The organism is Paraburkholderia elongata (genome assembly GCF_013177735.1).
Classification (GTDB): Bacteria; Pseudomonadota; Gammaproteobacteria; order Burkholderiales; family Burkholderiaceae; genus Paraburkholderia; species Paraburkholderia elongata.
In genome coordinates, this window is the sequence record NZ_WOEZ01000150.1 from 45,785 (window position 1) to 58,553 (window position 12,769).

The window sequence follows — 12,769 nt, forward strand, 5'->3', positions numbered from 1 at the left end:
GTGTGCCATGAATGCCGCATTCATGTCGATCAAACATATTGTCGTGCTGATGCTGGAAAACCGCTCTTTCGATCATATGCTGGGCTACCTGTACGCGGATCAAGGCAATCGGTCTTCCAGCGGGCAGGCCTTTGAAGGACTCAGCGGCGACGAGACGAACCCCGATAGCGCCGGTAACGGCGTTATCGTGTTCAAGATTGCGCCAACGGATCAAAGCGCGTATTTCATGCCCGGTGCCGATCCGGGGGAGGGCTATGTCGCGACCAACATGCAGCTCTTCGGGGCCGCAACGGTCTCATCGACACAAGAGCCCGGCAACAGCGGGTTCGTCCGGGATTTTGCCCAGACGCTTCAGTGGGAGACGCGCAAGGGTTGGTCGATCCTCCCAGGCACGGTCGCCAGAAACATCATGGGTGTCTTTACACCGGACATGCTTCCGGTGCTCTCGGGACTGGCCCGTGGCTATGCAGTCTGTGACCACTGGTACGCGTCTGCGCCTACAGAAACCCTGCCAAATCGCGCCTTTGCATGTGCGGCGACGAGTCAGGGACACATGGACGACGCAACCAAAACCTATACCTGTCCCAGCATCTTTGGCAGGCTGACAGAGGCCGGACAGAGCTGGGCCATCTATGGATACGATACACCGCCGCTCACGCGCCATAATTTTCCGGATGTGACCAACGCACCTGAATCGCACTTCGGGCTCTTCAGCGAATTCAAGGCTGCTGCACTGGCGGGCACGCTGCCCGCCTACAGCTTTCTCGAGCCGAGCTGGAGCCCGACAGGTAACAGCCAGCATCCAAACTACGATGTCGCGCTGGGCGAGCAACTGATCTACGACGTCTATCAGGCTGTCTCCAAGGGGCCGAACTGGAACCAGACCCTCCTGATCGTGACCTATGACGAGCATGGCGGTTGCTATGACCATGTGCCTCCGCCCGCGACCGCGGTACCGCCGGACACGCTCGCAGGCGAGTTCGGATTCGACTTCAAGCGTTTCGGCGTGCGCGTGCCCACCGTGTTGATATCACCATGGATCGAGGCGGGCACCGTATTCCGTGCACCCGACACAGCAGCGCCGCTAGACCACACAAGCATCCTGAAGACGGCAGAGACGTTATGGGGCATGCCGGCCCTTACCGCACGCGACGCAGCAGCCTCAGATCTCCGCGGCGCATTCACACTCACAGAGCCGCGCACCGATGATCCGCTTGCCGGGGTGACGGTGCCGACATCGGGTACTCCATTCCCGGGTGGCGATGCGCCTTCTCACCTTCAAATGATTCAGGCTGAACTCGTATCGCAACTGCCAGTAGCCGACGAACTCGGGGATACGCACGCTCAAATGCCGGCCTTGAAAACGAGTCAAGACTACACGCAATACATACAAACGCGAACGGCGGCCTGGAAAGCGCAACGCCAACGTGACAGTACGGAAACTGCAAAACATTAAGCCGATTTTTCTCCGGTACATCAACGCTGTCGATTTGCAGGGACGATGTGCGGCTTGTGCAGATGCGTCCGCACTTGCCGCGAACCAGAGCCTGTTCCTGAGGCTCGCTGACGCTTGCTTGGCGATCGCGGTCTAGGTCGCCGACGACAACAACTCCCGGCCACACTCTTCGCTCGAGTACCGAACACCGGCGGCTTTTGCCGCCCACCGCAACGCAACTGGCCCTTGCGCTGCACTTCTCGAAGGCTCCCGCTCAGGCCGGTTGCTCATCCCGCGCTGAAAGGCGTATCAACCACCCAAGCTCTAATTGCCTGTCCTTCCCGAAAATGCATAGCGTGCGATTGAACGAAGCCTGGACCACGCCGGTTACGCTGCCAGCCGCACATAATGGTGATGCAAGCCGCCAACATCCGGGAACTTGACGACCGTGCCGCGATCGGGCGGCTGCACTGGTCTCGGGTCGGGACAGGCCATGTCGAGTGACAGGTGTGTACGCCAACGATGGTAATAGTCGAAGTACAGGTGGAGGATGTGCCGCAGGTGGCGTTCGTTCAGGACAATGTCGTGATCGAGGCAGTCTCGGCGGATGCTGCCGACCAGGCGTTCGACGTAGGGATTCTGCCATGGGCTGCGAGGGGCGGAGAGGACCTGTTCGATGTCCATGCTCTCGACGCGTCGCCGAAGGGGCTCGCCATAGATCGCATCGCGATCCCGGAGCAGGTATTTCGGCGCGCTATCCCAGGGGAAAGCCTCGACGATCTGTTGAGCCGTCCAGTGCGCGGTCGGATTCTCCGTGACATTGAAGTGAATGACCTGGCGCCTGTCATGTGCGAGGACCACCAGCACGAACAGCACCCTGAAGCCTACCGTCGGCACGGTGAGGAAATCGATCGATACGAGGTCGCAGACAAGGTTTTTCAGGAACGCCTTCCAGGTCGGCGAGGGCGGTGCGGGGTGGCGCCGGCGATACTTCTCCACGGTCGACTTCGCCACCTCGATGCCGGGCTTGCGCAACTCGCCCAGGATGCGCGGCGAGCCCCACCGGGGATTGGCTGCCGGGAACTTGCGGATCAACTCACGCATGTCCTGGCTGATCGGTGGTCTGCCCGGCGTGCCTTTGTCACTGATGCGCGTCCAGTGGTCGCGGAATCGCTTGCGCTGCCATGCGATCACGGTAGCGGGCTTTACGAAGACGAGGACCTCCCGCCACCTTGACCAGCGACGCGACAGCCAGGACCAGAAGATGTGGTCGGCTGGACGCTGGGCGGCGACAATGACTACGACCGGACGTCTTGCTTGACGCTGTCCAGGACGCAGACGTGGCCGGGAGACGGACCGCCGATAGACCATCAACTGGTGTCACAATGCGACGATCTGGAGCTGCTGACAGCCGCGAGCAGAACCACGTGGCCAGGCACGCAATCAACGCACGGGCGAGGGGTGGCATGATTCGAAATCCTCCGGGTGACGACACGGCCAGGAATGCCAGAGTGAGGTGGATTGCCCAGACGAACAACAGAATCACCAACTTCGAGTTTTCGGGGATGACAGCCCTTCAGGGCCGAGAAATCGAACCGATCGCGTCGCCAATCGCGCATTCCGGAATTCAGCAACAACGTTTCTGCGAAAACGGCGGCTTCTTCAACATAGCCATAACAGTATTGGGACTAAGCCGCCATTCGGGCCATCACAGAAACGGCCTTTCGCGAATTGCGGCTTTCAAGAAGATCGAGCGGTCGAGATCGCCCCACCAATGATGTTCGATTCTGATTTGCAGAATTCGGCTTCGCGTCCAGGCTCGTCACGCAGTAGCTGGACGGGGTATTCCATTGATCTCGCCCACCATCCGACAAGCGGCGCCCGGTGACTACTTGCGCCAGACGTCATCTTCCCATTCGCACTAGACCCTATCAGCTGTCACATGCGATGAAATAGAAACATTCTGGCAATAGGAGCACGGCCACTTTGATCGACGAAATCTATCTGTGCTTCCACTCGAATTCTGTCATTCGGAGCCGGGTGAATCGAAACAGCGGTCCGACGAACATTGTTCTTAAATTCCGCGCTTACGAGGCGTATCCCGGGGGTGGTGCGTGATCCCACGTTGCTGGCGTATCCTTCAGCCTTGACCTCCCCCCAATCGCAATCGGTGGGACGACATTTGGCCCACGCATGGACGTATGTTGAGGAACCCGAAACTCGTATCTGGATTCTTGTAATTCCATTTGTCGACGGGTCGACGTTTGCCCAACTGCCGGCAAAGTAAGAGAGATTGCTCTCGGCATCCGGCGACGTTGATGGTGTCGATGGTTGCGCAGGCGTTTGCGGAGATGCCTGAGTTTGCGCTGGCGCCGGTGTTTGCACTGGGGCTGCAATCGGCGTTGGTGTTGACGCTGGTGTCGGCGCCGGTACCGAAGTCGGCCCGGGGGCCGACGGGTGGAAAAGACCTGTCTGGGCGAGAACCGCGATTAAGCCGCCGATTGCTGTAATAGCCGTTGCCGAAGCAGTCAAGATACCGGGAAGGGTGCTCCACCAGCCTTGAGTTGTTCGATCGTCGTTCATGGCATTGCCTCCCACGGTTTCTCCAGATACAGGCCTGTCGAGCACTGTCACCGCAAGGGGAATCTGCTGACACTGATCGGCATGCATTTAGGTCTGGAAACACAGGTCTGTCGTGTTGTTGAGACTTTACTGTTTGCCCTGTCACTATTTGTCCGAAATCGCCGGCCGGCACCAGCCTGTTCACCTGGATTTCGGCATGCAGGCTGAGTCCGCATCGACAAAAGCAGGCAGCGGCTCAACCGACGGAAGCTGACGGACCAGATTTCAGACCAGATTTAGCTTGCTTCGATCGGCTGCAACCTCGAGGGTTGACTCTATCATCGTTACGACAGTGTCGGCCAGGTCGTCATATTGGCGCTGAGCGTTCGCGGCAATTTCCTGTCCTGGCGGTAGTTCGGCCAGCAGCTTTCCGTCGGGTCCCGTATCTGTCTTTTGCGCCTTTGCCGCGGCAACGGTTTCGCCCGCAAGCCTAAGCTTGGTGAGGCTGTCGTCGAGATCGGAGACGGCCGGCGGACGAACAAGGATCCCCCCGACATATACCACCTGTGACAATCCGAGTATCCCAAGCAATGCGGTCGGGACGGAAAACGTAGCCAAATTTAACGCGCCTCCGCTGATCATGGAGGCGGCTACCGCAATGCTGAATATGATGGTTTGGAGCTTGTACACATCGAACTCACGGTTCGTCAGCACAAGATCCCGCCACTGTGGTCCACGTGGAACAGCGGGCGGCGTTAAAACTTCCCTCTTTTGCAGCCACGCCCAGTTTTCAAAACTGAGTCTGGTCTTCTGCTGATAGGTGATCTGCGCTGTAGCGGCTCCGATCCCTGAGATCCCCAGTAGCCCCACTATCGTTGGAGACAGGTCAACGAGCGTCCCGGTGCGCAAGACAAGCGCGAGCACAAGCCATCCAACCAGAAAGGAGAATAGTAGTACCTGTGTTTTTTGCACGCTTGCCTCGTTAAAGGCATTGGCCACGAGATGAATAGGGTTAAGGAAGTCGATGAGATCCATCTGTTTCGCACCGAAGATCGCGGGGTACTTCACGACAAGCGGATTAACGTGCTTTCTCGACACCAATACTGCACTCATCGCGAGGAGATAGACCAGCAGCGCCACGGGCGTACAGATCAAAAATGAGATGTGCGCGTCGCTCACTAGCGAGGAGGTCAGCGCCCAGCCGGTCATGCGATCGCCAGAGCATACGAGCAACACAAAGTACCGCTTGTCCCATAGAAACAGGTCTGGTTCGGAAAGTTGTACCCGTAGTAAGACACTATTATTCAGCCCGTATCCTGGTTTGAGGATCGGTGGTGGTGGTTCAACGGATATCACCGGGAGTTCGCCACCTACAGAATTTCTCCTCTGCGGGTCATCAATTTCAAAGACGCGGAAGATCCTGGGGCTTACGCCGTCTGTCAAAGACTGGTGAAGAACGAATTGGGCGTCGCTGTTAGACGGTAGCACTGCGGTGACCGGCAGTGCGACGGTTTGGGCAGCCTGAAGAAATGAACTCTTTGGAATAGCGTCAAAAGAGGAGGTGCTGCACGAGATCGGAGCTTCAGAGGTCGGTGCTGCCGCGTGACCGGGTGTCACGCATAGCAGTAACGCGCCGAACGCAAGAAATCTCGCTGCCACGGATTTTGTTGCACTATGTGCGCTCATGTCATCAGACCCTGCTGCCGTATCTCTCTAAACTCATTTCCGCTAGCCGCATAGGCTTGAACCGACATAATGTCGCGCAGTCGTCATCCGTACAAACGTACCTGAACATGAGCTGGGGAATTGTAGGTTTACATCGCAAATCTCGTGTTGCCAAAGGCAGGCTTCACTCAATCTTTGCTGGGTCTTGCGGATCTTCGCGAATGTTATAGTGGTCGAATCGGCCACCAGGAATGCAGCGAGAATGTTTCAACCCTCGCTGCTCCAACGCAGGGCAGGTGTTTCAGGCGCGGTCTGGAATCAACGCTTCGCCGTGCTGATAGGCATCAGTGAACCTGTCCAATCCGTTAGAGCCACCATTCACCAACTGACGCGCCAAAGCCATGTTGCCGGCAAGCAGCGCACTCTTGATTTGCAATTCGCGATCCGCGAGGAAGAGCGCTAGCAGACTGGATGCGATTTCCGGATCGCCGGCCAGATCCGGATTCGTGACTAAGTCAACTGATGGGTTGAGTTTAGGGCCGTACGTTTCATAATTGGATCTTCCGGTTAGCTGTACGTAGCCTCGGCCCTTGTATCTCTCTCCGTCTGGCGCGCCAAGATTGCCCAGGTCCTTCCGATTGTCATATAAGTCAAACGGATGACCCGACGGTGACGTATTGAAGCGGGATTGGCCCTCGCTTATCGGCTCGAAGCATTCTACTTCTGCCCGAACGGTCGACAACGCCATCAGGACCATCGGTTTGTCAGAAATGCTCCTCGTAACCAGAGCCGACAGGATTCCTGGCAAATTATTTTTGATGTTTCCAATCGGTGTAACCGGGAACATCTGACTGACAATCTCGACGGTGACACCAGGGATGGCACTTGGAAGTGCATTTGAATCGGATAGTCCGAGCGAGGTTAAAGTTCGAGGTCCCGCGATGCCATCTGCGAGGAGGCCCTCGCTTTGCTGAAACCCCATCACTGCAGCGACCGTGCCTTGTCCATAAACTCCGTCGATTGCACCTGGATTGGATCCATGGCTTAACAGAGCCTGTTGAAGCGCTTGCACGTCCGGCCCGGTGTCACCCTGACTAAGAGAATCTGACTGCATTTTCGTCTCCTGAAATATAAACGATTGCGTAAGACGTGAGGCAATTACTTCGCGGTCGCCCGATCTTCTGTCATAACAATAGGAAACCAGATGTGCTTCGGAGCTGCGACAAAGCTCTTTATGCGGTCTAGCGCACAAACCAGATCCGCAAGAGGGGCATTGCACTCTTCTTCGGAAACGAGTGGACTAAATGAACGGCTTTTGCGGAGGCCGGTATGCGCCTCCAAACGCCTTTGTCCGCATCGTTAAACCCGCCTTTCCGCGTGGTGGTCGACGTAGGCAATCGGAACAACTCGCGCGCGGTGAATCTGCGCGACCAGTCCGGCGATCCCGACAGCCCGCACTACCGCGATCTCGCGCCGCTGTAACTGAAAGGCGAATACTTTCCGCTGCTGGATTCGCGCAAGGTCGTCGAAGCGGCGACCGAAACGAAGCTGCAGCTGCTGCCGGCACGACCGTGAAAGAATCTCGACGGCCTGCTTGACATCGCGGAACGAGCTTTTAAATTAAACCGCGTTGGCCGACCCGACCCGCCGTGCGCTCCTTGCACGTCTGTCCGCGCGCGCAAGCCTGTCCGTCAGCAAACTCGCACAGCTGTTCGCGATGTCGTTGCCCGCCGTCATGAAGCATCTCGACGTGTTGTCGGATGGCGGTCTGATCACGCGCACCAAGACGGGCCGTACCGTCGCGTGCCGGCTCGGCGCCGGACCGATGGCATCCACTTCACGATTTGCAACGGTTCCGTCCAGGCGCTGTAGATTCTTGCGGGCGAGGCGTTGATTCGGCGCTGGAGCGTGAGACTGGGTTGGGCGGGCATGCTTCCTCCTCCACAAAGGCGGCAAGGCGATCGAGTGTGTCGGTCCAGAAGCGCTGATAGTGGGTGAGCCATTCCATCGCTTCCTCTCATCGCACACGAGTTTGCCGCGCCAGTTGCCGAGAAACGCGCGGGCATGTTCACCGGCGTGACTGTCGGCGAAGTCATAAACCACGGCCCGCATATCGGCGGTCCGACACTAGCCTGGCCTTCAAATTCCACGCAGTCCAATCGTCTAAAGCAGACAAGTCCGAACGACCAGCTGCGCGCGGCTGCAGCAAACGGCGTGGCTTTACGCGCGTGATCGTCCGTGGAAGTGGGTCATGTCAGTTCGGGAGTGGCCGTGAGCCAGACGACGGAACACATAGTGCAGTTCACTGCTGACGACGGCCAGCGGTGCAACCTGATCCATTCGTGCAGCGGGCGTACACCCGACAAAGGGCCGGTGCTGCTCGTGCACGGCGCGGGGGTGCGAGCCAACATTTTCAGACCACCGGTCCCAACGACTTTCGTCGATTTTCTTCTCGCGCATGGCTACGACGTGTGGCTGGAGAACTGGCGCGCCAGCATTGACCTGCCGCCTAACGAATGGACGCTTGACCAGGCTGCGTTGTACGACCACCCGGCAGCAGTGCGCAAGGTTGTCGAGGAAACCGGTTCGCCTGAGATCAAAGCCGTAATCCATTGTCAGGGCTCGACGAGTTTCACGATGTCGGCCGTCGCCGGCCTGATTCCGCAGGTGACGACGATTTTGTCCAATGCCGTATCGCTGCACCCGATCGTGCCGTGGATCTCGCGCCAGAAGGGCCGTTTCGCCGTACCGGTGGTGTCGCGACTGACACCCTACCTGAACCCGCAATGGGGGGAGCACGCGAGCGGCGTCGTGCCAAGGCTGTTGCAGGGTCTGGTGAAATTGACGCACCACGAATGCGACAACGGCGTGTGCCGCTTTTCGAGCTTCACTTTTGGCACCGGTTTTCCAGTCCTGTGGCGACACGAAAATCTGAACCCCGCGATTCACGACTGGATTCGGGGCGAATTTGGCAACGTGCCGTTTTCCTTCTTTCGGCAGATGTCTCGCTGCCTCGATGCCGGACATCTCGTATCGAACGGCGGGTTCCCAGGCTTGCCGCAGGATTTTGCCGCAGAACCGCCGCGAACCACGGCCCGATTTGCGTTCATTGCCGGCGAACTGAATCAGTGCTTTTTGTGGCAGAGCCAACAGGAGAGTTTCAAATGGTTCGACCGCCAGCGGCCGAATCATCACTCGCTACACGTGCTTCGCGGATACGGGCATCTCGACGTCTTCATCGGCAAGAACGCGTTGCACGACACCTTCCCGGTGCTGCTGGCTGAACTCGAACGAGAGATCTGAAGGAATTGGCATGGTCATTCCCACACGTCAGACCCGTCTTGCAGGGCGCCATGCGCTCGTCGACGGCATTCCGTTCACAATGCCTGTCCATTCGGAACAGACGCCAGCGTTGATGGCCGCGTTTTCAATCGACCCGGACGCGGCGCGCAGCCTGATTCCAGGTAACGAAGTGCATCCGTTCCGTTTGTGGAAGCGCGCTCTGCTGGTCGTGAGCGTGGTCGACTACCGTATCACCAACATTGGAAAGTACATCGAGTACTCCATCGCGATCGCATGCACGCACGGCAGCCGGCGGGCACCCAGGCTGTTGCCGGCTCTGATGATGAGAACCTTCGGCACCGGACAGTACGTGTGGGATTTGCCGGTATCGACGGAAATCTCCGTGAAGGGCGGAAAAGGGATCTGGGGCATGCCGAAGCATCAGGCCAGCCTCGACTTCGTGATCGGCGACGACTGGGTTAGCAGTCAGTATGACATGGAGGGGCAGATGTTGATGCGCATAGACGTGCGCAAGCCCGCGAGTGCGTGGCTGCCTTTGAATATGGGAGCCGCCAACTACTGTGCATTTCGCGGCATGCTGATGAAATCCCGCATCAACTTTCGCGGCAAACTCGGGTTCTCGCTCTTTAGCAAGGGGGCGTCGCGGCTCTTCATCAGCGATCACCCCCGGATGGCGCCGCTCAAGACCCTCGACATCGATCCGGAGCCCATCTTCGCCGGCTTCTTTCCCTCTACGCGCGGCGTGCTCGACGATTATTTCGAATGTTGGTTTGTCTCCGAAGCGCAACCGCCACTTAAGCCGATGGATGGCCTCGAAAGCACGTTCTTTCTCGGCCAGTCGCGGCAATGGCTTCCCGACCCGCAGCGCGCACCGGATTGGGAGAAAGGGCGATGAAGGACCGATTGCTGATCGCGAATCACGCATTGCTATTGCTGTGCGCGTCGATGTATCTTGGCACCGGCGCGTCGCTCGTACTGTTCTCATTTCCCATCGCACCGCAGATGACGCCTGCCAACTACTACCTGCAGTTCGTCCCTCAGGTGCAGGCTGCCACAAGCTTCTTCACTTCCATGACAAAGTTGATGCTCGTGTTTGCCACGATCATGCTGGTCGCCGAATGGCGTCAACCCACGCGCTGGGTGCCGCTTGTCGTGCTGGCAGCAATCATTGCTGCGACGGTTCTTACGCTGCTGTGGCTCTTTCCGTTGAACAACGAAATGGCAGGCCGCATACAGGACGCGGAGCGTCTGCAGGTGGTGTTGCAGGAGTGGATGCGTTTGAACCGGGTTCGCGTTGCCCTATGGTGCGTTCAGTGGACCGCACTGGTCTGGTACTTCGCCCGATGGACGCTACGCGCCAGGTATGCGACATGGACGCGCTGACCCTCGAGCGCTTTGGCGCCACGCTAATTGCCTTGCTGACGGTGCTGACCGGTGCGGCACAGATCGCAGCGCCCGCGCCGCTGCTCCGGCTGATCGGCGTCGAACCTACGGCGTCCGCCGCGCAGCTGTTCGCCACGGTCGGCATGTTCATGGTTCTGTTCGGCGCAGCGTTGCTGCACGCCCAGACCCGGCCGCAGGCGCTTCCCGTGTTGCTGTTGTGGATTGCGCTCCAGAAAATAGGCGCTTCGTTGATGGTGGCCTGGGGCGTGAGCAAAGGCGTGTTCGCGCCGGTCGCGCTGCTCGTCGCGACCTTCGACTTCGCGAGCGGCTTGTTGTTCTTCGATCTGCGGCGCCGCGGAGGATGATGATGGCCTTTATCACGCGTGTGTTCTTCTGGGGCTATGCGCTGATGCTGGTTGGCATCGGCGTGAGCGGTACGTTGATCGCGCCGTGGGAGCTGCGCACGGTCTTCGATCTGCCCATCGATACGCTGGCGGCACCCGCAGCGGCCACCCTGCTGAATCAATGTCGCTTCCTCAAGGCCATCGAGTTGTCATTCGGTCTCTTCTGCGTGACGTATCGCGGCGACATTTTTCACATCGGTGTCGCGCATCGACTATTCCTGATAGGTGTTTTTTCAGGCGTCGCGGCGCGTTTCACGAGCTGGATCGTCGACGGGCGCCCCCATACTGCATTTGTTGCGTTTACCGTCCTCGAAGCGACCACCGGCTTACTTGTCTGGTTCAGTGTGGCTTCGGTCTCGAAGGCGGACATATGACACTGTCTCATCAACCGCCGATTGCCGCCGGCGACGGTGCCACGCCGCGCGCACTCCTGCTTGCGGGCGGCGGCATGCGCGTCGCGTATCAGGCGGGCGCGGTCAAAGCGCTGGTGGATGCGGGACTGCGCTTCACGCACGCCGATGGCGCCTCCGGCGGCACGATCAATCTCGCCGCGCTTCTCTCCGGTGTGAGTGTGGACGACTTGTGTGATCGCTGGCGTGCGCTATCGGTGAAAAAGTTCGCGTCGCTGCGGCCGACGGCCGACTATCTGCGTGCTGCGGATCTGCCGGCACTTGGCAGCGCGGACAACATGGTGCAATACGTCTATCCTTCGCTTGGCATCGACGTCGGCCGCATCCGCGCCGCGACCGGCATAGACGCATCATTCAACGTCTGTAGATTCGACGACAAGACTGTCGTGCCGATTCCGCACCGCCAACTCGACCTCGCACGCCTGACGGCGGCCGCTTCGTTGCCGATCTTCATGCCAGCGGTACAGGCTGCCGGCAGTACCTGGACCGATGCGGTGTGGATCAAGGACACGAACCTGCTTGCGTGCGTCGAACGTGGCGCCCGCGAGTTGTGGCTCGTGTGGTGTATCGGCAATACGCCTGTCTTTCACAACGGCGCCTTTAACCAGTACGTGCACATGATCGAGATGAGCGCGGTAGGGGCGCTGAACTGGGAACTGGCGACGATCGCCGACATCAATACGCGCATCGCGCGCGGCGAAACGGTATTGGGTCATCGAGAGCCGATTGTCGTGTACGTGGTCAAACCCGAAGTGCCGCTGCCGCTTGACCCCGACTTTTACTTCGGCCGCATCGATGCGGCCACCTTGATCGACATGGGATATGGCGATGCATGCCGCTTGCTGCGCTCGATGCATCCGGCGCCATTGGATGCCCGTGCGACGCAGATGCACGCGCCCGGTACCGGGTTATCGTTTCGCGAGACCATGGCGGGCAGTCTCACACTCGAGGGCGGTGACTCACGCAGCGATTCCGCCAGCACCGATCAATTCACGATGCACGCGGCCATCTACATTGATGACGTCGCCGCATTCATTGCCGACCCCGAGCACAAAGCTGATCTCACCGGGCACATCGATTCCGCACGTTTCGGTGAGGCCGTTCCCGCAGAGTCCGGTTTGTTCGGCCTGTTTGTTCCGAGCGGTGATCCAGCGCTGACTTTTATGATGTACGAGCTTGGGTTCCAGCATGGCGGCATGCGCTACTACCTCGCCGGCAAGAAGAGAGTGCGTGTCGGTACGCTGCTAAAGCTTTGGCGCGAGACTACCACGCTCTATTGCACGCTGCATGAAGGTACCGATGCCGGTGGGCGAGTGCTGGGCTCCGGCATCTTGCGCCTCGACGCCAGTGAGCTGTTCAGGCTGCTTGGCACCGTCTACGCGACCAATGCAGACGACAAACGCACAGCGGCTGGCGTAGTGTGGCGCTTCTTCAAATTCTTTGCCGCGGAGCTGGTGCGCACGTACGTGCGGCAACGGCCGCTTGTTACTGCCCGATCGGCGTGATCGACACACGTGAGAATAACAACCCGGCAATCGGGAGGCGTGTCGAGCGGGAGAGTGCCGTGCGCCCGGCCACCTCTGCCGGCAAGCTTGCCGAGAGGTGGC

Annotated in this window: 12 protein-coding genes and 1 pseudogene; 10 read left to right on the forward strand and 3 right to left on the reverse strand. The window is 59.0% G+C overall.

The genetic code is table 11. The features are described 5' to 3' along the window. The first annotated feature begins 7 nt into the window (after positions 1–7). Positions 8–1,456, forward strand: a complete 1,449-nt coding sequence (locus GNZ13_RS27405) for an alkaline phosphatase family protein (RefSeq protein ID WP_172170425.1) — start codon at positions 8–10, stop codon at positions 1,454–1,456. A gap of 366 nt (positions 1,457–1,822) precedes the next feature. Here GNZ13_RS27405 and GNZ13_RS53915 read toward each other — a convergent pair whose 3' ends face one another. Continuing rightward, complete coding sequence (locus GNZ13_RS53915) at positions 1,823–2,629, reverse strand: integrase core domain-containing protein (protein ID WP_328807297.1); 807 nt, start codon at positions 2,627–2,629, stop codon at positions 1,823–1,825. Positions 2,630–3,753: 1,124 nt separating this feature from the next. Between GNZ13_RS53915 and GNZ13_RS27415 the strand changes: the two genes are divergently transcribed. Then, complete coding sequence (locus GNZ13_RS27415; protein WP_172170427.1) at positions 3,754–3,945, forward strand: hypothetical protein; 192 nt, start codon at positions 3,754–3,756, stop codon at positions 3,943–3,945. 337 nt (positions 3,946–4,282) lie between these two features. Here GNZ13_RS27415 and GNZ13_RS27420 read toward each other — a convergent pair whose 3' ends face one another. Both GNZ13_RS27420 and GNZ13_RS53920 read right to left on the reverse strand, forming a co-directional pair. Beyond that, positions 4,283–5,683: a hypothetical protein gene (locus GNZ13_RS27420; protein WP_172170429.1), complete on the reverse strand. Its 1,401-nt coding sequence runs from the start codon at positions 5,681–5,683 to the stop codon at positions 4,283–4,285. A gap of 280 nt (positions 5,684–5,963) precedes the next feature. After that, the gene (locus tag GNZ13_RS53920; RefSeq protein ID WP_172170431.1) at positions 5,964–6,776 is read right to left on the reverse strand and encodes a peptidoglycan-binding protein; all 813 of its coding nucleotides are present in this window, start codon (positions 6,774–6,776) and stop codon (positions 5,964–5,966) included. Positions 6,777–7,027: 251 nt separating this feature from the next. On the opposite strand from GNZ13_RS53920, the pseudogene GNZ13_RS27430 reads away from it, so the two are divergent. From GNZ13_RS27430 to GNZ13_RS27465, 8 genes and pseudogenes are all read left to right on the forward strand, one after another. Further along, positions 7,028–7,237, forward strand: a pseudogene (locus GNZ13_RS27430) (penicillin acylase family protein); the annotation flags it as partial. Between the two features lie 55 nt (positions 7,238–7,292). Beyond that, positions 7,293–7,556: an ArsR/SmtB family transcription factor gene (locus GNZ13_RS27435; protein ID WP_172170433.1), complete on the forward strand. Its 264-nt coding sequence runs from the start codon at positions 7,293–7,295 to the stop codon at positions 7,554–7,556. A gap of 377 nt (positions 7,557–7,933) precedes the next feature. Next, positions 7,934–8,965, forward strand: coding sequence for an alpha/beta fold hydrolase (locus GNZ13_RS27440; RefSeq protein ID WP_328807298.1), 1,032 nt, complete (start codon positions 7,934–7,936; stop codon positions 8,963–8,965). Between the two features lie 10 nt (positions 8,966–8,975). After that, a complete protein-coding gene (locus GNZ13_RS27445) occupies positions 8,976–9,860 on the forward strand; it encodes an acetoacetate decarboxylase family protein (RefSeq protein ID WP_172170435.1) in 885 nt (294 codons plus the stop codon). Then, positions 9,857–10,348 carry an anthrone oxygenase family protein gene (locus GNZ13_RS27450; RefSeq protein WP_172170437.1) on the forward strand — a complete coding sequence of 164 codons (492 nt, stop codon included), beginning with the start codon at positions 9,857–9,859 and terminating at the stop codon, positions 10,346–10,348. The genes GNZ13_RS27445 and GNZ13_RS27450 overlap by 4 nt, the downstream gene beginning before the upstream one ends. Next, the gene (locus tag GNZ13_RS27455; protein WP_172170439.1) at positions 10,336–10,713 is read left to right on the forward strand and encodes a hypothetical protein; all 378 of its coding nucleotides are present in this window, start codon (positions 10,336–10,338) and stop codon (positions 10,711–10,713) included. The genes GNZ13_RS27450 and GNZ13_RS27455 overlap by 13 nt, the downstream gene beginning before the upstream one ends. Positions 10,714–10,715: 2 nt before the next feature. Further along, complete coding sequence (locus GNZ13_RS27460) at positions 10,716–11,126, forward strand: DUF4345 family protein (RefSeq protein ID WP_172170441.1); 411 nt, start codon at positions 10,716–10,718, stop codon at positions 11,124–11,126. Then, positions 11,123–12,667 (forward strand): patatin-like phospholipase family protein, encoded by a 1,545-nt coding sequence (locus GNZ13_RS27465; protein WP_172170443.1) that lies wholly within the window; start codon positions 11,123–11,125, stop codon positions 12,665–12,667. The genes GNZ13_RS27460 and GNZ13_RS27465 overlap by 4 nt, the downstream gene beginning before the upstream one ends. The last annotated feature ends 102 nt before the right edge of the window (positions 12,668–12,769 follow it).

Coding starts and splice junctions, on each gene's coding strand:
- GNZ13_RS27405 (WP_172170425.1), top strand. CDS start 8: ATGAATGCCGCATTCATGTCGATCAAACATATTGTCGTGCTGATGCTG.
- GNZ13_RS27460 (WP_172170441.1), top strand. CDS start 10,716: ATGGCCTTTATCACGCGTGTGTTCTTCTGGGGCTATGCGCTGATGCTG.
- GNZ13_RS27420 (WP_172170429.1), bottom strand. CDS start 5,683: ATGAGCGCACATAGTGCAACAAAATCCGTGGCAGCGAGATTTCTTGCG.
- GNZ13_RS27455 (WP_172170439.1), top strand. CDS start 10,336: ATGGACGCGCTGACCCTCGAGCGCTTTGGCGCCACGCTAATTGCCTTG.
- GNZ13_RS27450 (WP_172170437.1), top strand. CDS start 9,857: ATGAAGGACCGATTGCTGATCGCGAATCACGCATTGCTATTGCTGTGC.
- GNZ13_RS27445 (WP_172170435.1), top strand. CDS start 8,976: ATGGTCATTCCCACACGTCAGACCCGTCTTGCAGGGCGCCATGCGCTC.
- GNZ13_RS53920 (WP_172170431.1), bottom strand. CDS start 6,776: ATGCAGTCAGATTCTCTTAGTCAGGGTGACACCGGGCCGGACGTGCAA.
- GNZ13_RS27465 (WP_172170443.1), top strand. CDS start 11,123: ATGACACTGTCTCATCAACCGCCGATTGCCGCCGGCGACGGTGCCACG.
- GNZ13_RS27415 (WP_172170427.1), top strand. CDS start 3,754: ATGGTGTCGATGGTTGCGCAGGCGTTTGCGGAGATGCCTGAGTTTGCG.